Here is an 18,861-nt window from a genome sequence, read left to right on the forward strand (position 1 = left end):
GACGACATCGGAGGGCGTCACGAGGCCTCGCCCTGAGGAGGCGCTGCAGTGCTGCGGCGCACGACGAGCTCCGGCTCGACGACCGCGCCGTCCGGCGTGGGGCCCCCCTCCGGCCCGGTCGCACCCTCCAGTCGCGACGTGACGGCCCGCACCGCCTCGGCCCCCAGCCGCGCGGCGTCCTGGCGCACGGTCGTCAACGCGACGTGGGGGTAGGCCGCCTGCTCGATGTCGTCGAAACCGACGACCGAGACGTCCTCGGGGACTCGTAATCCGGCCTGCCGCACGACGTCGACGAACCCCAGCGCGCACCGGTCGTTGAAGGCGGCGACGGCGCTCGGCCGCTCGCCGCCGAGCGCGAGGAAGGCCGTGGCCGCCCGTGCCCCGTCGAGCTCGGTGAGGCCGCCGTCGAGCACGACCTCGTCCAGCCCGGGACTGACCCGCAGTCCGCGCCGATAGCCCTGTCGCCGCTCGGCGGCGCCCGGCGCGCGGCCCCCGTCGAGCAGGGCGATCCGCTGGTGGCCGAGGCCGCGCAGGTGCTCGACGGCGAGCCGCAGCCCGAGCGCGTCGTCGGTGCGCACGACCTCGACCTGCGCCTCGCGCACGGGGCGCAGCAGGCTGACGACGGGCAGACCTTCGCCCAGTCGCCGCAGGTCGGTCGAGGCCAGGCCGCTTCCGACCAGGACGAGCCCCTCGCACCGCTCGGCGAGCAGGGTGTCGACCGCCGCCCGGTCGTCGCGGACCGGGGTGACGCCGCTGAGCACGATCTCGTAGCCCGCCGAGTCGGCCTCGGAGTAGAGGCTGCCCAGGATCTCGCCGTGGAACGCGTGCCCGACGGCGAAGGTCACACCGAGCATCCGGGTGCGCCCACGACCGAGGCGGCTCGCCCGTGTGTCGGGCCGGTAGTCGAGCTCGCGCGCCGCCTCGAGCACCCGGGCCCGCGTCTCGTCGGAGGCACCGGTGACGCCGCGGAAGACGATCGAGACGAGCGCGCGCGAGACGCCCGCCTGCGCAGCGACGTCCTCCATCGTCACCCGTCTCCCCGTCATGGGTCCAGAGTCTAGAGCGCTCCAGAGATTCTGCGCAGAACGCTTGACGAACAGTCGGGCGAGGCTCTTCACTGGACTACTAGAGCGCTCTAGTCAGCGTGAACCGAAGGAGCTTCCATGACCACGCCCGCCCCCGTCCGCATCGGCCTCATCGGCTGCGGCCGCATCGGGACCCACCACGCCACGACCCTCTCGCGCCGGTTGTCCGAGGCCGAGCTCGTCACGGTCGCCGACCCGTTCGAAGCCAACGCCCGACGACTCGGCGACGACCTCGGTGTCGACTGGCTCACCGACCCCCAGGCCCTCATCGACGACGAGCGCATCGAGGCCGTCGCCATCACCTGCGCCAGCACTGCCCACGCCGACCTCGTCGTGGCCGCCGCGCGAGCAGGCAAGGCCGTCTTCGTCGAGAAGCCGATGGCGATGACCCTCGCAGACGCCGACCGCGCGATCGCAGCGGCCGAGGCGGCCGGCATACCTCTGCAGGTCGGTTTCAACCGGAGGTTCGCCCGGGACTTCGCGATGGCCCACGAGGCGGTCGCGGCGGGGCGCATCGGCACGCCCCAGCTGCTGCGCTCGCTCACCCGGGACCCCGGCCTCGCCGACCCCGGGGCGGTGCCGCCGTGGACGATCTTCACGCAGACGCTCATCCACGACTTCGACGCGCTCAACTGGTTCAACGCCGGCGCCCGCGCGGTCGAGGTGAGCGTCATGGCCGACGCGCTCGTCGCGCCGCACTTCAAGGACGCCGGGCTGCTCGACACCGCCGTCGTCACGATCCGCTACGACAACGGCGCTATCGCGGTCGCAGAGGCGAGCTTCTCCGCGGCCTACGGCTACGACGTGCGCGGCGAGGTCTTCGGCTCGGCCGGCATGGTGCAGGCCGGCAGCCCCGCGCACCTGACGACCTCCCTCTGGACGGCCGACGGCGTCGCCGCCCCGACCGCGCGCCAGGACACCGACCTCATGGACGACGCGTATGCCGCCGAGCTCGCCGCGTTCTGTCGCGCCGTCCGCGCGGGCGGGCCCACGCTCGTCGGCGGACAGGATGCCCGCGCCGCGCTGCGGGTCGCGCTCGCCTGCATCGAGGCCTGCGAGACCGGCTCGACGGTCGCCGTGCGCGACGCCGACCGTGAGGTCGTCGCATGAGCGCCCCTGCGCCACAGTCCGGTTCTCCCTTCACGCTGGCCGTCAGCTCGGAGATGGTCTTCGTCGACCTGCCCGTGGTCGAGCGGGTGCGCCGCATCCACGAGCTCGGCTTCGCTGTCGAGATCTGGGACTGGACCACGCACGACATCGACGCGCTCGTGGCTTTGCGTGACGAAGGCGTCGTCTACTCGTCCATGACGGGCTACGTGCGCGGACGCCTCGCCGACCGTGAGGGCGCCGACGAGCTGCTTGCGACCGCTGCCGAGTCGGTGCCGGTCGCCCAGCGCCTCGGCATCCCCCGGCTCAACCTGCACGGCACCGGCCTCGACGGCCGCGGCCTGCCCGTCGTGCCGTCCGCCGAGGTGACCGGGCCGATGTGGCTCCGGGCCCGCGAGACGCTGGGCCGGATCGCCGACCTGGGGGAGCGCGAAGGGGTGCAGTTCGTGCTCGAGAACCTCAACACCGAGGTCGACCACCCCGGCACGCCGTTCGCGCGGGCGACCGACTGCCTCGCGCTCGTCGAGTCGGTCGACAGCCCGCACCTTCGCCTGATGCTCGACCTCTACCACGCCCAGATCGGCGAGGGGAACCTCATCGAGCTGTGCCGCCGGGCCCTGCCGTGGATCGGCGAGATCCAGGTCGCGGACGTGCCCGGGCGATGCGAGCCCGGCACCGGCGAGATCGCCTACCCCGCGGTCGCCCGCGCGCTCGCCGACATGGGCTACCGCGGCACCGTCGGCCTCGAGGCCTGGGCTTCGGGCGACCCGGAGCTGGCGCTCACGCGTTTCCGCGACGCCTTCACCCTCTGACCCCGCCTGCCGTTCGAGGTGTCTCCGCGTCACATCTGACGCGCACATACCTCGAACGGGGCTGGGGTCGGGGGTCAGTGCGTGCGGCGTGCCTCGGCCTGGGCCTCGAGCCGTCGGTGCAGCTCGTCCGCGCTCGTCCCGTCGGCCAGGGCTGCCAGCACCACGTCGGCCTGGCTCGGCGGTGCGAGGCCGCCGATCGGCTGGTCGCGGTCGAGGTTCGTCGGGAACGCGTAGCCCTCGGCGCTCGCCGCCACGACGTTCGCGACCTCCGCCCCGGTGAGGCGTCCTGCCCGGGCCGCCACCAGCGGCGGGAACACCGCCTCGACGACGCGCTGCCGGTCGACGCTCTCCATGGCGCGCCCGAACGCCGACGAGATCTGGAGCAGGTTCGCCATGCGGCGGATGTCGCGGGAGTGGTTGGAGCCGGCGGCGTGGAAGAGCGCCGGGTTGAAGAAGACGGCGTCGCCTTTGGCGAGCGGCAGCTGCACGTGGTGCTCGACGAAGTACGCCTGGAACTCGGGGCGCTGGTACGCGACGTAGCCGTGCGCGTACTTCTGGCTGTGCGGCAGGTAGAGCGTCGGCCCCGACTCGACGGGCATGTCGCAGTGGGCCACGGCTCCCTGCAGCGTCAGCACCTGTGACAGGGCGTGCACGTGCGACGGGTAGCGGGCGCACACCTCGTCGCTCTGGAAGCCGAGGTGGTAGTCGCGGTGCACGGTCTGGCCGGCGCCTCCCGGGTTGACGACGTTGACCTGCGACGTGACCTGGTAGCCGGGGCCGAGCCACGCGGTCGCCGCGAGGGCCACGACGTCGTTGGCGTAGTAGTCGACGAAGGCCTCGGGGTCGGTGACGGCGAGCTTCTCGAGCGCGTTCCAGACGCGGTCGTTGGCGCCGGGCTTGCCGAAGTGGTCACCGGACTGCATTCCGGCAGAGCGCTGCTCGGCGATCATCCCCTCGAAGGCCGCGGTGACCCGGTCGACCGTCCCGGCGGTGAAGGCGTGTTCGAAGACGACGATGCCCGGCCCGTCCGAGAGGGCGCGGGCCAGCTCCGCGAGCAGGTCACGCCGCGCTGCCGCGTCATGGCGTATGCCGTCGAGCCCGGTCATGTCGTAGACGACCACGTCGCGCTCGAGCCGGGTCGCGTGCGGGTAGTCGCCGGGTCGCGTGCGGTCTGCGAGGACCGCGAGCAGGTCCTCGAGGCGACAGTGCTCGGGGAGCAGCCAGTGCGGGCTGTGGCGGCTGGTGGTGGTCACGACGTCCTCCTCGACGGGTGCGGGCCCGGTGGTGGGCCTGCTCCCAGCATGCGAGTCAGGTGCTGGCCTGCGGTCGCGAGAACCCATCAAAAACCCATCAGGCGCCATAGCCTCGGCTCATGGCCCCACGTCCGTCCCGACCTCACCGCGTGCGCGACATCGCAGAGCAGGCGGGCCTGTCCGAGGCGACGGTCGACCGGGTGCTCAACGGCCGAGGCACCGCGAGCGTCCGCGCGGTGCGCTCCGTCGAGCAGGCGCTCCTCGACCTCGACCGGCAGCAGTCGCAGGTGCGCGTCGCGGCGAGGACCTTCATCGTCGACGTTGTGATGCAGGCGCCGGAGCGCTTCTCGGCAGCCGTCAGGGCGGCGCTCGAAGCCGAGCTGTCGGGCGCGCGGCCCGCAGTCCTGCGGGCCCGGTTCGACCTGCGCGAGAGCGCCGACCCGGCGGCAGCGGTCGCCTCGCTCGATGCCGTCGGACGCCGGGGCCGCCTCTCGCACGGCGTGCTGCTCAAGGCGCCGGACGACCCGGACGTCGCCGCCGCGGCCCGCCGGGTGGCAGCCCGTGGCATCCCCGTCGTCACTCTGGTCACCGACGTGCACGACTCCGGGAGGGCGGCCTACGTCGGGCTGGACAACGCCGCCGCGGGCCGGACGGCCGCCTACCTCGTCGCACGCTGGACCGGGCGCTCGCGCGGGACGGTGCTCGTGACGATGAGCCGGTCGTCGTTCTACGGCGAGCGCGAGCGTGTCGAGGCGTTCGTCGGTCAGCTTGCTCGGGAGGTGCCGACGCTGCGGACCACCGTCGTCAGCGACACCGACGGCCTCGACGCGACGCTGGCGGGGGCGGTCCGGGAGGCGCTCGCCCGGGATCCGCGTCTCTGCGCCGTCTACTCCGTCGGCGGCGGAAACCGAGCCATCGCAGCCGAGTTCGAGCGCATCGGTCGTGAGTACCGGGTGTTCGTGGCGCACGACCTCGATGTCGACAACGTGGACCTGCTGGCCGGCGGGATGCTGCACGCCGTGCTGCACCACGACCTCCGCGCCGACATGCGCCGGGCCCTGCGCCAGGTGCTCCGGGCCCACCGGGTGCTTCCCGGTGCGCCGACCTCGGTGGCGGCGAACGTCGAGGTGGTGACACCGCACAACCTGCCGGCGCGTCTGCTGCCGACGTGACCGGTCAGGCCGTCCGCGCCAGGGCGACCGCGACGCGTTGGGCGGCCTCGCGGATGGCCTCGTCGGAGACGTTCGGCAGCACGTCCTCCCAGAGGGGCAGCAGGGGGCCGCTCGCGTCGAGCATCCCGAGCGGTCTCGGGCTCGCCATCCAGACCGTGCCGGGCAGGCTGGCGCCGACCGGCGGGTGCAGGGTCCAGTGCTCGTCGCTCCACACGGCGCTCGTCGAGTGGCCGTCGCACACGCCGCACGGCTCGCCGCCGACCTCGCCTCGTCGGGGCGGCTCGGGCACGACGCGGGGCGCCGGCGTCCGGGACGCGAGTGGTGGTGCCCACGGCAGCGTGTCGAAGCTCGTCGGCGCGAGGCTGCTCGTCGGGACGGTGGTCTCGGTGTCGTTGCCCATACCTCGAGCATCGAGCCGGGCGCACGAGCCGCACTTGATCGTTCTCGCCCTCTCGCAGACCCGGCGCGAGGGCTCAGCGGACGACGAGGGCGATGGCAGAGACGACGGTCGCGGCGAGCACCGCCTGGTCGAACCGGCTCTGGCTGAGGCGCCGCGCCGTGTGCAGCCCCAGCCAGGTCCCCACGAGCACGAAGGGAACCAGCAGGGCGGTGCGCCGCACCGTGTCGGCATCGAACAGCCCGAGCCCGGCGCTGAAGGGGAGCTTGCACAGGTTGACGCCGAAGAAGAAGAGCGCGCTCGTGCCGAGGAACCGCAGCTTCTCGACCCCCTGTGCGACGAGGTAGAGCGTCATCACCGGCCCCGCGGCGTTCGCCGTCATCGTGGCGAACCCGGCCGCGGCCCCCGTGCCGATGGCCGCGGCGCGTGAGGCTCCCACCCTCGAGGTGTCGGTCGAGCGCCAGGTGAGCACGAGCTGCAGGGCGGCGAGCACGAGCAGGAGCACCCCGATCGAGCGCCGCAACATCGTGTCGTCCACCCAGGCGAGGAAGAGGGCGCCCAGCGCGAGCCCGGGCAGCACGGCGGGCACGAGCTGCCGGATGAGCCGCCAGTCGGCGTCGTGTCGGTAGTGCCACACCGCGACGGCGTCGCCGACGATGAGCAGCAGCAGGATCGCGGCGGTCGACTCCCGCGTGGGCAGCACGAACGCGAAGATCGCGACCGCGATGCTGGCGACGCCCCCGATCGCGGTCTTGGCGAAGCCCACGAGCAGCGCGGCCACCGCGAGCAGCACCAGCGCCGACACCGTCATGGCACGCGAGCGTATGCCGCCCTGCCGTCCTCGCGCGGCGCCGTCCACTCCTGGAGGTGGCCTTGCGGCGACGGTCCGGCCGTCACACCCCGAGGGGTGCGCCGAGCTTGGCGAGCAGCCTCGCCAGCGTCTCGCGCTCGGTCTCGGTGAGGGGCTCGAGCAGGCGGGCCTCGTTCGCGAAGTGCTCGGGCGCGGCCCGGTCGATGAGCTCGCGGCCCTTGTCGGTGAGCACGACGATGCGGCTGCGCCGGTCGTCCTGGGCGACCCGCCGCGAGACGAGGCCGGCGCCCTCGAGCCGGTCGAGCCGCTTCGTCACGGCGCCGGAGGTCACCATCGTCTGGTCCATGAGCCCGGACGGGGTGAGCTCGTACGGCTCGCCCGTGCGCCTCAGGGTCGCGAGCACGTCGAAGTCGCCCTCGCCGAGGCCGTGCGCGTTGTAGACCTTCACGAGCTCGGTGGTCAGGGCCAGTGCCACCCGGTGGAGCCGCCCGATGACGAGGACCGGGCTCGCGTCGAGGTCGGGCCGCACCGCCGCCCACTGATCGACGACGTGCTGGGCGTGGTCCGCGGCGGGTGGGGCTGTGGCTCGCATGGCTGGAATATATCTTCTCTGGAAGGTATTTTATCTTCCATGGAAGACAGTCGCGTGGGCTGGGGCACCGTCGCCCTCACCGCTCTGCCCGCCGCCATCTGGGGCTCGACGTATGCCGTCACACAGCAGTGGCTGCCGCCGGGACGCCCGCTCTTCGCCGCGACGGTGCGAGCGCTCCCGGTCGGTCTGCTCATGCTCGTGTGGCTGCGCCGCCTGCCCCGCCGGGACTGGTGGTGGCGCTCGCTCGTGCTCGGCTCGCTCAACATCGGCCTCTTCTACGCGCTGCTCTTCGTCGCCGCCTACCGCCTCCCGAGCGGTCTGGGCGCGACGCTCGTCGCCACCGCCCCCATGGTCACCATGGCGGTCGCCCGACTCGTGCTGGCCAGCCGTCCGGCGCGGATCTCGTTGGCCGCCGGTCTCGTCGGGCTGTTCGGTGTGGCGCTGCTCGTCCTGCAGAACGGCCTCGACAGACCCCTCGACCCGGTGGGGCTCGCAGCCGGACTGCTCGCCGTCGTGCTCTCGTCGTTCGGCTTCGTCCTGACGAAGAAGTGGGCGCCGCCGGCCGACGTCGTGACGGTGACCTCGTGGCAGCTCGTCGGGGGCGGACTCGTGCTGCTGCCCATCGGACTCGCGGTCGAGGGCGCGCCACCGGCACTCGACCTCGCTGTGGTCGGCGCGCTGCTCTACCTCGGGCTCGTCGGCAGCGGGCTCGCCTACGTGCTGTGGTTCCGCGGCCTGACCGTCCTCGGTCCGACCGCAGCCTCGATCATCGGCCTCGTCAACCCCGTCGTCGGTGTGCTGCTCGGCGTCGTGCTGCTCGGTGAGCACTTCGGTGCCGTCCACCTCGGCGGGTTGGTGCTCGTCGTCGCCAGCGTCGTCGCCGCCCAGGACCCCGTGAGGGCCCGCCTCGCCCGCCTGGCGCACCGACCGGCATACGGCCGGGGACTGGCCAGCGCGACACGACCGGGTAAGGCTGAGGCATGGCCACGGACTCCGACCACACCTTCGACGTCATCGTCATCGGCCTCGGCCCCGGTGGTGAACACGTGGCAGGCACCCTGGCCCAACGCGGCCAGCGGGTGCTCGGCGTCGACAACCGCCTCGTCGGCGGTGAGTGCCCCTACTGGGGCTGCATCCCGTCGAAGATGATCATCCGGGCCGCCGACGCGCTGGCGGAGGCCCGGCGGGTCGACGGCCTCGCCGGCACCGTGGGCGCGGTCGCCCCCGACTGGTCGGTGGTCGCGACCCGCATCCGCGACGAGGCCACCGACGACTGGGACGACCAGGTCGCGGTCGACCGGCTCACCGGCAAGGGCGCGACCTTCGTCCGTGGCACCGGCACCATCGCCGGCCCCGGTCGGGTCGATGTCGACGGCACGACCTACACCGCCACCCGCGGCATCGTCGTCAACACCGGCACGAAGACGGCCCTCCCGCCGGTCGAAGGGCTGGCCGACACTCCCTACTGGAGCAACCACGAGATCATCGAGGCCAAGGAGCTGCCGGGCTCGCTCGTGATCCTCGGTGGCGGCGCCATCGGCTGCGAGCTCGGCCAGGCCGTGGCCCGCTTCGGCGTCGAGGTCACGATCGTCGAGGCCGCCGACCGCATCGTCGCCCGTGAGGAGCCCGAGGCGTCGGACGCGCTGCGCCAGGCGCTCGAGGCAGACGGGGTCACGGTCCGCGAGGGTGTCGGCGCCGAGAAGGTCACCCACGACGGGTCGACGTTCACCCTCACACTCGCCGACGGCTCGACCCTCACGTCGGACGAGCTGCTCGTGGCCGCCGGCCGGAGCGCCGACCCCGCCGACGTCGGTCTCGACCGCGTCGGCGTCGCGAAGGACGCGCGCACCGCACCCGTCGACGACCGCTGTCGCGTCGCCGACGGGGTCTGGGCCGTCGGCGACATCACGGGCAAGGGCGCGTTCACACACGTCTCGATGTACCAGGCCGGAGTCGTCATCCGTGACGTCCTGGGGGAGGGCGGACCCCCCGCCGAGTACGCGGCTCTTCCGCGCGTCACGTTCACCGACCCCGAGCTGGGCGCCGTCGGCCTGACGGAGGCGCAGGCCCGTGACGAGCTCTCGAACGTCGAGGTCGGGCTGACCCCGCTCGGCGAGACCACGCGCGGCTGGATCGCCAAGGCCGACGGGCTGATCAAGGTCGTGGCCGACGCCGACCGCGGAGTGCTCGTCGGCGCGACGGTCGTGGGTCCGGCCGGCGGCGAGGTGCTCGGCGCGCTGGCCGTCGCAGTGCACGGGCAGGTGCCGATCGACCGGCTGCGCTCGATGATCTACGCCTACCCGACCCTGCACCGTGGCATCGAGGACGCCCTCGGGCGCCTGGCCTGACGGCGCACGCCGCGTCACTGTCGCGCCCGACGGAACGGTGACGCGGTGTCCGGCGCGTGACGTGTCGGTGCCGGCGGGTGACGGGCGGGTGACGAGGGCCCCCGGGCCGTGAGAGCGCCACGAACCGGGCGATACGGTGAGCGCATGGCTCAGCGACTGCTCGCCCTCGACCTCGACGGCACCACCCTCAACCACATGGGCGAGCTGTCCGACCGTGTGCGTGACGCGGTGCGCGCCCTGCCCGACGACGTCGCGGTCGTCGTCGCCACCGGCCGCTCGATCATCGCGACCACCCCGGTGCTGGAGGCGCTCGGCCTGCGCCAGGGCTACGCCGTCTGCTCCAACGGCGCGCTGACCCTCCAGCTCGATCCCTCATCGCCGCAGGGCTACTCGATCATCGACATGGTGACCTTCGACCCCCGCGCGGTGCTCGAGAAGATGCGCGTCGCACTGCCCGACGCGCTCATCGCCGTCGAGGAGCCCGGCGTCGGCTTCAAGGTGAGCAAGCACTTCCCCGACGGCGAGCTGATGGGCGAGTCCCGTGAGGTCGACTGGGACGAGCTCATCGCGCACCCCGTCACCCGCGTCACGCTGCGCCAGCCCGAGGCGACCGCCGAGGAGTTCATGGAGCTCGTCGAGCGCGCCGGCCTGCACGGGGTGTCCTACGCCGTCGGCTGGTCCGCGTGGCTCGACATCAACCCCGAGGGCGTCTCCAAGGCCAGTGCCCTCGAGCTCGTGCGGCGGCACCTGCAGGTCGAGCCGATCCACACCGTCGCCTGCGGAGACCAGCGCAACGACCTCGAGATGCTCCACTGGGCCGCCTGGGGCGTCGCCATGGGCAACGCCCCCGACCAGGTCAAGGCCATCGCCGACGAGGTCGCGGGACACGTCGACGACGACGGTCTGGCCCCCGTCCTCGAGGCCGTCGGCCAGGCCGCGCGCGACGGCGTGCCGTTCCGCGACGGCGTGCAGTCCGCCGCCACGGCTCGGCTCGAGCTCTAGCCAGGACAGGGGCGTACGCGTGCCGATCGTCTTCGTCCACGGCGTGGCCGTGCGCGACGTCGACGAGCAGCCGCCCGAGCTCGCCCGCGCCACCAGGGCATTCGGTGAGGTGGCCTGGCCCACGATCCAGGGCCACCTCCGCGAGCACGTGGCGCCGGCGATCTCCAGCGACCCCGCCGGCGTGCCGATCATGCGCGTCTACTGGGGCGACCTCGGCGCGCAGTTCGCCTTCGGCGGCCGGTCCCTCGTCTCGCGCCCCCAGGACCTGCCGGACGCCGCGGTGGAGGCGGTCGAGGAGGGGCTCGAGGCGGTTGCCGGGAACGAGCCACGCGGCATCCGTCGCCTGCGCGACATGGCCACGACGCTGCGTCGCCCCGTGGAGGACTTCGTCCCGGTCTTCCTCGGCGACGTCATGACCTACGTCGCGACGCGCGGCACGGCGCAGGCCCCCGGGCCCATCGTCGAGCGCGTCCTCGCCGGGCTCGAGGCCGCAGCGTTCGCCGCCGAGAGCCGCGAGGAGCCCCTCGTCGTGCTGACGCACAGCATGGGCGGGCAGGTCGTCTACGACATCGTCACCCACTTCCTGCCGCGGATGCCCGAGCACCACGGCGTGCGCATCGACTTCTGGTGTGCGGCGGCGTCGCAGGTCGGCTACTTCGAGGAGCTCGGGCTCTTCCTCGAGAGCGCGACCGACCGCGGACCCGGCCCGACGGCCTACCCGCCCTCGCAGCACCTCGGCGGCTGGTGGAACGTGTGGGACCACGCCGACCTGCTCAGCTTCCGCGCCGAGGGCATCATCGAGGGTGTCGACGACTCGGCCTTCTTCGCGGCGGGCACCCTGGCGACCGACCACTACCGCTACCTGCGGAACGTCGACTTCTATCGCACCCTCGCGGGAAAGCTGAGAGCCGTGTCGAAGCAGGGCTGAGCCGTTCGACGTAGGGGTGACGCGGGAATGGTCCCGCACCGACGGAGGAGTACACCGTGCGCTTCATGATCATCGTCCCGTCCAACGGCGAGACCGAGCAGGGCCTCAGCGGGTCCGAGCAGCAGTTCGCCGACATGCAGGCCTACAACGAGGAGATGCTCAAGGCCGGCGTCTTCGTCGACGGGCAGGGACTGCACCCGTCGGCCAAGGGTGCCCGGGTCACCTACGAGGACGGGGACTGGGTCGTCACCGACGGGCCGTTCGCCGAGGCCAAGGAGCTCATCGCCGGCTTCACGATCATCGACGTCAGCTCGCGCGAGGAGGCGCTCGAGTGGCTCAAGAAGTGGCCCGTCTCGTGCGCTCCCGACGCGGGGCAGGCGCTCGAGCTGCGCCAGGTCTACGCCCCCGAGGACTTCGCCGACGTGCTCACGCCCGAGATGATCGAGCGCGAGGAGCAGATGCGCGCCGAGGCGGCCCGCAACGCCGCTGCCGGCTGAACGAGGCGACCCGCCACCCCGGCGCTCACGAGGCGTGCCAGAGTGGCGGGGTGTCGACCGAGGCCATCCCTGACGACCCCTCCGCGCCCACCGAGGCGAAGGCGTACGCCGTCTCTCCCGACGACGTGCAGCGCACGCTCGCCGCTGTCTGGCGCATGGAGGCGGCCAAGGTGACGGCCGTCGTCGCCCGCGTCGTCGGAGACGTGGGCCTGGCTGAGGACCTCGCGCAGGACGCCTTCGTGCAGGCCCTCGAGCAGTGGCCGCGCGACGGCATCCCGAGCAAGCCCGGCGCCTGGCTCACGTCGACGGCGCGGCGGCGGGCCATCGACCGCATCCGTCGCGACGTCAACCTCGCGGGCAAGCTGCAGCAGGTGGGGCACATGGAGGAGCTGAGGGTCGCCGACCTGGCCGAGGCCGACTTCGACGCTGCCCTCGAGGACATCGACGACGACGTGCTCGGTCTCGTCTTCGCCGCCTGCCACCCCGCGCTGACGGCCCAGGCGCGGATCTCTCTGACGCTGAGGATGATCGGCGGACTCACCACCCGTGAGATCGCCAGGGCGTTCCTCACCAGCGAGCCGACGATCGGGCAGCGCATCTCGCGGGCGAAGAAGACGCTGAGTCAGGACGGCGTCACCATCGAGGTGCCGTCCGGCGCCGACCTCGCACCCCGCTTGGCCTCGGTGCTCGAGGTCGTCTACCTCATCTTCAACGAGGGCTATGCCGCCACGTCGGGCCGCGACTGGGTGCGCGGCGACCTGATGGAGGAGGCGATCCGCCTTGGTCGGGTGCTGGCCGCGCTCGCGCCCGGCGAGCCGGAGGTGCACGGGCTGCTCGCGCTCATGGAGATCCAGGCGTCACGCACGCGTGCCCGCATCGGGCGCGACGGCGAGCCGGTGCTGCTCCTCGACCAGGACCGCACGAGGTGGGACTGGGGACTCATCCGGCACGCCCTCGCGGGCCTCGACCGCGCGTCGTCGCTCGTCGCCGCAGCCGGGTCGGCCCCCGGCCCGTACCTGCTCCAGGCGGCCATCGCGGCGGTGCACGCCCGCGCTCGCACCGCCGAGGAGACCGACTGGTCGGAGATCGTGGCGCTCTACGAGCGGCTCGGCACGGTGCGACCCTCGCCCGTCGTCGACCTCAACCGCGCGGTGGCGATGTCGTATGCCGACGGACCGGCCGACGCGCTCGTCGTCGTCGATGCGCTGGTCGCGACCAACGCCCTCGAGGGCTACCACCTGCTGCCGAGCGTGCGCGGCGACCTGCTCGCGCGGCTCGGGCGTGACGAGGAGGCCCGGGCCGAGTTCGCCCGGGCCGCAGAGATGGCCCAGAACGACGCGGAGAAGGCGCTGCTGCTGAGGAGGGCTGCCGGCGAGGCCTGACGGAGCGGGCCCGAACACGATCCGAACACGACCCGGACCGGGCCTTCACCTGCGTGCGCGAGCGTAGGCGTCATGAACACCGACATCCGCCGGACCACCGGCCTCAAGCGTTCCACCACCGCCCTCGGTGCGGCCGTCCTCGTGCTCGCGAGCCTGGCGCTCGGTGCGTGCTCGAAGACCGACGCCACCGGCACGGCGAGCAGCGCCATCGGTGCGGCGGTCGAGCCCGGCGCGGCACCTGCCGGCCAGGCGGCCGCCGACGGCGACACCATCGACCTCGTCAGCGCCACGCTCGAGACCCCGGCGACGACAGACGGTGCCCGGGCTTCGGGCGACCGGAAGGGTCTGCGCGCCAAGCTCCTTCGCGCCCTCCACGCCAGCTGGGTGACGGACGGGGCGAGCGGTCCCGTCACGCACCAGGCCGTGCGGGGTGAGGTCACCGCGGTCTCCCCGACCTCGATCACGGTCAAGGCGAAGGACGGCTTCTCCCTCACGTACTCGGTCGCCAAGGACACTGTCGTGCGCGAACGGGCGAAGGGCCACGGGTCGGCGTCGTCGATCGGTGGCGTGAAGGTGGGCGCCAAGGCGCTCGTCGCCGGTGTCGGTGCGACGAACCCGGCGGCACGCGTCGTCGTCTTCAGGATTACGACCGCCACGCCCGCCGCGTCCCCCACCCCGAGCGCGACGAGCTGAGGCCGCCGCACCCGGCCCGTGACGGGCCGGGTGCGGGTCGCTGGGCGTTCAGTGGCTCGTGACCTCGGCGGGCTCGTCGTCGTGGTCGCCGGAACCGTCGCTTCGCCGGTTCGAGACGAGGCTCGTCACCGTCACGACGGCGAGGATGCCGACGATGACTCCCAGCGAGAGCAACGTCGGGATCTCCGGCACGCCCGGCCAGACGCCGTGCGCCCAGTGCAGCACGAGCTTGACGCCGATGAACGCGAGGATGAGCGACAGGCCGTGGCCGAGGTGCACGAGCTTGGCGAGCGCGCCCTCGAGCACGAAGTAGAGCGCCCGCAGGCCGAGCAGGGCGAACGCGTTGGTCGCGAAGACGAGGTACGGGTCTCCGGTGATGCCGTAGACCGCGGGCACCGAGTCGATGGCGAAGACGATGTCGGTGCCGAGGATGGCCACGGCGACGAGCGCCAGCGGGGTCAGGGCCCGCCGACCGTCACGCTGGACGGTGAGGTTCGTGCCGGCATACGCGTCGGTGACGGGGTAGAAGCGGCGGATCAGCGTGACGCTGCGCAGCCGGTCGACGTCGATGCTGTGGTCGGCGTGCGAGAGCGCGTCGCGGCCGACCTTGATCGCGGTGGCGAGCAGGATCGCGCCGAAGAGCAGGAACGTCCAGGAGAAGCTGGCGATCATCTGCGCGCCGAGGGCGATGAAGATGCCACGCAGCACCAGGGCCCCGGCGACGCCGATGAGCAGCACCCGCTGGCGCAGCTCGCGCGGCACGGCGAACGCCGACAGCAGGATGATGAAGACGAAGAGGTTGTCGACCGAGAGTGACTTCTCGACGATGTAGCCGGTGTAGTACTCGACTCCCTGCTGCGAGCCGTACTGCCACCAGAGCCAGCCGCCGAAGAGCAGGGGGATGGCGATGTAGAAGGCCGACCACCCGAGCGCCTCGCGCATGCTCGGGTCGTGCGGGCGGCGGGTGATGAGGAAGTCGACGACGAAGAGGGCGAGCACGCCGGCGATCGTCGCGATCCAGAGGGTGGGTGAGCCGATGGACTCGGTGGGGGCCACGGGTGCAGTGGCGGCGGGCGCCAGGGCAGTGAGCATGGGTCTCCTCAGAACGATGAACGTCTGAGGTCTCCTTCACCGGCGATGCCGGCCGCGGACCGGGGCAGCCATGGGACCGCCGTACTGACCGGAACGCGCGAGGAAGTACTCCCCTCGGCGCCCAGTCTAGGTGCCCTCCGGCCGGCGCCCAAATACCTTGTCCAGGGTGGTCGCTCAGGCCTCGCGGGTGGCCTGCGCAGCGAGCCCGGCGAGCTCGTCCCCTGCCACCCGGCGTGCGCCGGCGGCCCAGTCGTTCGCGTCGAGGGCGTACTGCGTGCCGTACGCCGGCTGCCCGGGCTGCGTGCGCCATCCCTCGGCGAGCGGGCCGAGGTCGAGCGTGTCGTAGCCGAGCGCGTCGAGCGCTCGGCGCACGGTGTCCTTGGCCGCGGGGTCGTCGCCCGCGACCGCGAGGGTGCTGCGCTCGTCGGAGCCCGCCGCGTCCCCGGGTCGGGCGAGGTCGCGCAGGTGCTGGAAGAAGATGTTGTTGAAGCCCTTGACCACGTGCGAGTCCGGCAGGTGGGCCTGGAGCAGCTCGGAGCTCGTGGTGGAGCCGTCGTCGAGGGCGTCGATGTGGCCGTCGCGCTGCGGGTAGTAGTTCATCGTGTCGACGACGACCTTGCCGGCGAGCTCGTCGACGGGCACCTCGCGGTAGGCCTTGAGCGGGATCGTCACGACGACGATGTCGCCGGCGCTCGCCGCCTGTCGCGCTGTCGCGGCCCTGGCGCCGGGGCCGAGCTCTGCGACGAGGTCGGCGAGGGTCTCGGGGCCACGGCTGTTGCTGAGCACGACGTCGTGTCCGGCCGCGACCGCGAGCCGGGCCACCGTGCTGCCGATGTTGCCGCTTCCGATGAATCCCCAGGTGGTCATGGGGTGGTCAACCGTCGAGGCGTGGTCGACATTCCGCGGGATCGGCCGGAGGGCCTTCTGGCGTATGCCGTCTGCCGCGTCCGCGACGGTGAGCCGTCAGAGGGTGGTCGGGTGGGGGAGGCGCAGGGTGAAACGGGCGCCGCCCTCGGCTGCGTGCCCGGCCTCGACGGTGCCGCCGAGCACCTCGGCCAGCCGACCGACGATGGCGAGGCCGAGTCCGGTGCCGACCGGCCGCACCCCGCGGTAGCGCTCGTGCAGCACCGACGGCTCGAAGGCGACGGTGAGGTCGTCGTCGGTGAGGCCCGGGCCCCCGTCGCGCACCTCGACGACGTAGGCCTGCGGTTCGGCCCGCACCTCGACGACGATCGGCCGTCCGGTCGGGGTGACACGCAGGGAGTTCTCGAGCAGGCCGTCGACGAGCTGGCGCACGCGTGCAGGGTCGGTGACGGTCCAGACGGCGGGGGCGCCGGCGACGAGGGTGAACGGCACCCCGACGGCGCCGCACCGGCGCCCCCAGACCGACTCGACCTCACGCCCGAGGGCGACGAGGTCGGTGCGCTCCGGGGCCACGCTCGGCTGGTCCGCGCCGAGGCGGGCGAGGTCGAGCAGGTCGCCGACCAGCCGCTCGAGCCGCTTCGCCTCGGTGAGCACCACGCCGCCGACCCTGGCCGTGTCGTCCGGCGGGACCACCCCGCTCGCGAGCGACTCCGCGTAGCCGCTGATGCCGGTGAGCGGCGTGCGCAGGTCGTGCGAGACGGAGAGGAGGAAGTCGCGCTGCCGGGCCTCGGAACGCGACAGCGACCCGGACAGGGTGTTGAGGGCGCTCGCGACCTCTGCGACCTCGTCCGGGCCCTCGACCGGCACCCGGACCTCTCGCTGCCCGGCGGCCAGCGCGTGGGCGGCGTCGGCGGTGCGCCGCAGTGGCCTCGACAGGCGCCGCGCGATGGCGACGCTGACCACGACGGCGACGACCACGGCGATGACGAGGGCCAGGAGCACCCGACGCACGAGCCGGTCGGAGTCGGCGGTGGCGTCGCTGCGCCGCTGGACGAGCACGATCCCGCCGGCGTCGGTCGGCCGGCCTTCGACGAGGACGGCCGTGCCGTCGATGTCGTCGCGAGCCGACACCCGCCCCCCTGCGAGGAGCTGCTGCTGCCGCGCCGGTGTCAGCGCCTGCCTGGCGATCCGGCTCGTCGAGGTGACGGCTCCACCGCGCCCGACGCTCGCCGACTCGATGCCGAGGACTCCGAGGGTGCGCACCGTGCGGGCCTGCGAGGTGCGCGCCACGACACCGGCGTCGGCGCGGTCGGCAGCGGCGTCGGCGATCTGTGCCAGCGTGCGCCGGGCGCTGTCGTCGGCCGACGTGCGCGTGAGCCCCACGGCCAGCAGGCCCGCGAGCAGAGCCGTGAGGACGGCGATCCCCACCGCCAGCAGGACGATCCGCCGCGACAGCGACCCGCCGGGCCGCCCGGGCCGCCCGGGCTGTGCGTGCTGTCCTTGGATGCTCACGACGTGCCCGACCGGGCACCCGGGCCACCGTCCCGGGGTGGCCGCTCGGCGGCATACCCGACGGAGCGGACGGTGCGGATCGGGCTGGCGTCGCCGAGCTTGGCTCGGACCTGCGCGACGTGGACGTCGACGGTGCGCCCACCCGCGGTGGCGGCATAGCCCCACACGTCGCTGAGCAGCTGCTCGCGCGTGAAGACGACGCCCGGCCGTCGCATCAGGTGTGCGAGCAGGTCGAACTCCGTGGCGGTGAGGGCGATCTCTCGACCGGCGGCGCGCACCTCGTGGCTGGTCAGGTCGACGGTGAGGTCACCTGTTCGAAGCACGTCCGGCGCACCGGCATCCCCTCGCGTCCGCCTGAGGACGCCGCCCAGTCGGGCCACGAGCTCACGCGGCGAGAACGGCTTCGTGATGTAGTCGTCGGCGCCGAGCTCGAGGCCGAGGATGCGGTCGACCTCGTCGTCGCGGGCCGTCACGAAGAGCACCGGGGTCCAGTCGCCCCGGCCCCGCAGCTGCCGGCACACCTCGATGCCGTCGAGGGTCGGCAGGCCGATGTCGAGCACGAGGGCGCTCGGCCGGAGGGTGCGGGTCGCCTCGAGCGCGGCGGCCCCGTCACCGACGACCTCGACGCCGTAGCCGGCGGCGCGCAGGTTGAGGCGCAGCACGTCGGCGATCGCGGGCTCGTCCTCGACGACGAGCACGAGGCCGCGGCCGGGATCGGCGCTCGGGCCGGGCACGCTGGGCACGTCTCGCAGCGTAGTGAGGCGGACCTCTCGCCGAGTCACACCGGCGTCACGCGCACGTCAGGATCGTGTGAGGACGCGCGCCGGCGCCGGACCGCGACCCAGACGACCACACCGACGAGTGCGAGCGCGACCAGCGCGACGCCCCACCACGAGCCCGCCTCGGCCGCGAGCCAGGCCTGCACGACGGCCAGCCCGACCGTCGCGTAGAGCACCGCCCACACGACGGAGCCGACGACCGCCGCCGGCACGTACCAACGCAGCGGCATCCGCATGACGCCGGCCGTCAGGTGGATCGCGGTCTGGATGCCGACGGTGAGGTAGGAGAGGGTGACCGCGGCCGGCCCGAGCCGGCGCAGCAACGCCTCGGCGCGCGCCGTCGGCTCGCCGTGCGCGCCGCGGTAGCGCCGCCAGCTCGCGATCGCGCCACGGCCGACCCAGTAGGTGCCGTTGGAGCGCACCATGGCGCTCGCGAACAGCGCGAGGAACGCCTGCCAGAAGGGCAGCTCGGCCAGCCTGTCGAGCATGCCCACACCCTAGGCCGGACCGTTCACCCGTCGGGCACCGAGGTGCC

Annotated in this window: 20 protein-coding genes; 10 read left to right on the forward strand and 10 right to left on the reverse strand. The window is 73.1% G+C overall.

The window, feature by feature from the left end; all coding sequences use genetic code 11:
• Nucleotides 1-17: 17 nt before the first annotated feature.
• A complete protein-coding gene (locus ACXR8F_RS06715; protein WP_458799280.1) occupies nucleotides 18-1,046 on the reverse strand; it encodes a LacI family DNA-binding transcriptional regulator in 1,029 nt (342 codons plus the stop codon).
• 117 nt (nucleotides 1,047-1,163) lie between these two features.
• Here ACXR8F_RS06715 and ACXR8F_RS06720 point away from each other — a divergent pair, with 117 nt between their 5' ends.
• Both ACXR8F_RS06720 and ACXR8F_RS06725 read left to right on the forward strand, forming a co-directional pair.
• The gene (locus ACXR8F_RS06720; protein WP_458799281.1) at nucleotides 1,164-2,195 is read left to right on the forward strand and encodes a Gfo/Idh/MocA family oxidoreductase; all 1,032 of its coding nucleotides are present in this window, start codon (nucleotides 1,164-1,166) and stop codon (nucleotides 2,193-2,195) included.
• Nucleotides 2,192-3,004, forward strand: coding sequence for a TIM barrel protein (locus tag ACXR8F_RS06725; protein ID WP_458799282.1), 813 nt, complete (start codon nucleotides 2,192-2,194; stop codon nucleotides 3,002-3,004). The genes ACXR8F_RS06720 and ACXR8F_RS06725 overlap by 4 nt, the downstream gene beginning before the upstream one ends.
• Nucleotides 3,005-3,078: 74 nt before the next feature.
• Here the strand turns inward: ACXR8F_RS06725 and ACXR8F_RS06730 are convergent, their stop codons facing one another.
• Nucleotides 3,079-4,257 (reverse strand): phytanoyl-CoA dioxygenase family protein, encoded by a 1,179-nt coding sequence (locus tag ACXR8F_RS06730; protein ID WP_458799283.1) that lies wholly within the window; start codon nucleotides 4,255-4,257, stop codon nucleotides 3,079-3,081.
• Between the two features lie 119 nt (nucleotides 4,258-4,376).
• Here ACXR8F_RS06730 and ACXR8F_RS06735 point away from each other — a divergent pair, with 119 nt between their 5' ends.
• A complete protein-coding gene (locus ACXR8F_RS06735; protein WP_458799284.1) occupies nucleotides 4,377-5,429 on the forward strand; it encodes a LacI family DNA-binding transcriptional regulator in 1,053 nt (350 codons plus the stop codon).
• 4 nt (nucleotides 5,430-5,433) lie between these two features.
• Here ACXR8F_RS06735 and ACXR8F_RS06740 read toward each other — a convergent pair whose 3' ends face one another.
• From ACXR8F_RS06740 to ACXR8F_RS06750, 3 genes are all read right to left on the reverse strand, one after another.
• Entirely contained in the window at nucleotides 5,434-5,829 is a 396-nt protein-coding gene (locus ACXR8F_RS06740) for a hypothetical protein (protein ID WP_458799285.1), read from the reverse strand.
• Nucleotides 5,830-5,902: 73 nt separating this feature from the next.
• Complete coding sequence (locus ACXR8F_RS06745; protein ID WP_458799286.1) at nucleotides 5,903-6,637, reverse strand: sulfite exporter TauE/SafE family protein; 735 nt, start codon at nucleotides 6,635-6,637, stop codon at nucleotides 5,903-5,905.
• A gap of 82 nt (nucleotides 6,638-6,719) precedes the next feature.
• Complete coding sequence (locus tag ACXR8F_RS06750; protein WP_458799288.1) at nucleotides 6,720-7,229, reverse strand: MarR family winged helix-turn-helix transcriptional regulator; 510 nt, start codon at nucleotides 7,227-7,229, stop codon at nucleotides 6,720-6,722.
• 39 nt (nucleotides 7,230-7,268) lie between these two features.
• Between ACXR8F_RS06750 and ACXR8F_RS06755 the strand changes: the two genes are divergently transcribed.
• The 7 genes from ACXR8F_RS06755 (at nucleotide 7,269) to ACXR8F_RS06785 (ending at nucleotide 14,079) form a co-directional block, all read left to right on the forward strand.
• Nucleotides 7,269-8,378, forward strand: coding sequence for an EamA family transporter (locus ACXR8F_RS06755; protein WP_458799289.1), 1,110 nt, complete (start codon nucleotides 7,269-7,271; stop codon nucleotides 8,376-8,378).
• Nucleotides 8,276-9,577: a dihydrolipoyl dehydrogenase family protein gene (locus tag ACXR8F_RS06760; protein ID WP_458799559.1), complete on the forward strand. Its 1,302-nt coding sequence runs from the start codon at nucleotides 8,276-8,278 to the stop codon at nucleotides 9,575-9,577. The genes ACXR8F_RS06755 and ACXR8F_RS06760 overlap by 103 nt, the downstream gene beginning before the upstream one ends.
• 144 nt (nucleotides 9,578-9,721) lie before the next feature.
• Nucleotides 9,722-10,579: an HAD family hydrolase gene (locus tag ACXR8F_RS06765; RefSeq protein WP_045189667.1), complete on the forward strand. Its 858-nt coding sequence runs from the start codon at nucleotides 9,722-9,724 to the stop codon at nucleotides 10,577-10,579.
• Between the two features lie 19 nt (nucleotides 10,580-10,598).
• Nucleotides 10,599-11,507: a hypothetical protein gene (locus tag ACXR8F_RS06770; protein ID WP_052677171.1), complete on the forward strand. Its 909-nt coding sequence runs from the start codon at nucleotides 10,599-10,601 to the stop codon at nucleotides 11,505-11,507.
• A gap of 65 nt (nucleotides 11,508-11,572) precedes the next feature.
• A complete protein-coding gene (locus tag ACXR8F_RS06775) occupies nucleotides 11,573-12,004 on the forward strand; it encodes a YciI family protein (protein WP_458799561.1) in 432 nt (143 codons plus the stop codon).
• Between the two features lie 155 nt (nucleotides 12,005-12,159).
• A complete protein-coding gene (locus tag ACXR8F_RS06780; protein WP_458799563.1) occupies nucleotides 12,160-13,386 on the forward strand; it encodes an RNA polymerase sigma factor in 1,227 nt (408 codons plus the stop codon).
• 72 nt (nucleotides 13,387-13,458) lie between these two features.
• Nucleotides 13,459-14,079, forward strand: coding sequence for a hypothetical protein (locus ACXR8F_RS06785; protein ID WP_458799290.1), 621 nt, complete (start codon nucleotides 13,459-13,461; stop codon nucleotides 14,077-14,079).
• A 48-nt stretch (nucleotides 14,080-14,127) separates the two neighbouring features.
• On the opposite strand, the gene ACXR8F_RS06790 is transcribed toward ACXR8F_RS06785, so the two are convergent.
• The 5 genes from ACXR8F_RS06790 to ACXR8F_RS06810 all read right to left on the reverse strand — a co-directional run bounded on the left by ACXR8F_RS06790 (nucleotide 14,128) and on the right by ACXR8F_RS06810 (nucleotide 18,814).
• Nucleotides 14,128-15,171 (reverse strand): TerC family protein, encoded by a 1,044-nt coding sequence (locus tag ACXR8F_RS06790; protein WP_458799291.1) that lies wholly within the window; start codon nucleotides 15,169-15,171, stop codon nucleotides 14,128-14,130.
• A gap of 174 nt (nucleotides 15,172-15,345) precedes the next feature.
• Nucleotides 15,346-16,080, reverse strand: coding sequence for an NADPH-dependent F420 reductase (locus tag ACXR8F_RS06795; protein ID WP_458799565.1), 735 nt, complete (start codon nucleotides 16,078-16,080; stop codon nucleotides 15,346-15,348).
• 54 nt (nucleotides 16,081-16,134) lie between these two features.
• Nucleotides 16,135-17,547, reverse strand: a complete 1,413-nt coding sequence (locus ACXR8F_RS06800) for a HAMP domain-containing sensor histidine kinase (RefSeq protein WP_458799292.1) — start codon at nucleotides 17,545-17,547, stop codon at nucleotides 16,135-16,137.
• The gene (locus ACXR8F_RS06805) at nucleotides 17,544-18,290 is read right to left on the reverse strand and encodes a response regulator transcription factor (protein ID WP_458799293.1); all 747 of its coding nucleotides are present in this window, start codon (nucleotides 18,288-18,290) and stop codon (nucleotides 17,544-17,546) included. The genes ACXR8F_RS06800 and ACXR8F_RS06805 overlap by 4 nt, the downstream gene beginning before the upstream one ends.
• Before the next feature lie 35 nt (nucleotides 18,291-18,325).
• Nucleotides 18,326-18,814: a DedA family protein gene (locus ACXR8F_RS06810; protein WP_458799294.1), complete on the reverse strand. Its 489-nt coding sequence runs from the start codon at nucleotides 18,812-18,814 to the stop codon at nucleotides 18,326-18,328.
• Nucleotides 18,815-18,861 lie beyond the last annotated feature (47 nt).

It is taken from the genome of Terrabacter sp. AAH1 (genome assembly GCF_054456855.1).

Coding starts and splice junctions, on each gene's coding strand:
- ACXR8F_RS06735 (WP_458799284.1), top strand. CDS start 4,377: ATGGCCCCACGTCCGTCCCGACCTCACCGCGTGCGCGACATCGCAGAG.
- ACXR8F_RS06775 (WP_458799561.1), top strand. CDS start 11,573: ATGATCATCGTCCCGTCCAACGGCGAGACCGAGCAGGGCCTCAGCGGG.
- ACXR8F_RS06785 (WP_458799290.1), top strand. CDS start 13,459: ATGAACACCGACATCCGCCGGACCACCGGCCTCAAGCGTTCCACCACC.
- ACXR8F_RS06765 (WP_045189667.1), top strand. CDS start 9,722: ATGGCTCAGCGACTGCTCGCCCTCGACCTCGACGGCACCACCCTCAAC.
- ACXR8F_RS06720 (WP_458799281.1), top strand. CDS start 1,164: ATGACCACGCCCGCCCCCGTCCGCATCGGCCTCATCGGCTGCGGCCGC.
- ACXR8F_RS06745 (WP_458799286.1), bottom strand. CDS start 6,637: ATGACGGTGTCGGCGCTGGTGCTGCTCGCGGTGGCCGCGCTGCTCGTG.
- ACXR8F_RS06715 (WP_458799280.1), bottom strand. CDS start 1,046: ATGACGGGGAGACGGGTGACGATGGAGGACGTCGCTGCGCAGGCGGGC.
- ACXR8F_RS06725 (WP_458799282.1), top strand. CDS start 2,192: ATGAGCGCCCCTGCGCCACAGTCCGGTTCTCCCTTCACGCTGGCCGTC.
- ACXR8F_RS06780 (WP_458799563.1), top strand. CDS start 12,160: ATGGAGGCGGCCAAGGTGACGGCCGTCGTCGCCCGCGTCGTCGGAGAC.
- ACXR8F_RS06790 (WP_458799291.1), bottom strand. CDS start 15,171: ATGCTCACTGCCCTGGCGCCCGCCGCCACTGCACCCGTGGCCCCCACC.
- ACXR8F_RS06810 (WP_458799294.1), bottom strand. CDS start 18,814: ATGCTCGACAGGCTGGCCGAGCTGCCCTTCTGGCAGGCGTTCCTCGCG.
- ACXR8F_RS06755 (WP_458799289.1), top strand. CDS start 7,269: ATGGAAGACAGTCGCGTGGGCTGGGGCACCGTCGCCCTCACCGCTCTG.
- ACXR8F_RS06740 (WP_458799285.1), bottom strand. CDS start 5,829: ATGGGCAACGACACCGAGACCACCGTCCCGACGAGCAGCCTCGCGCCG.
- ACXR8F_RS06750 (WP_458799288.1), bottom strand. CDS start 7,229: ATGCGAGCCACAGCCCCACCCGCCGCGGACCACGCCCAGCACGTCGTC.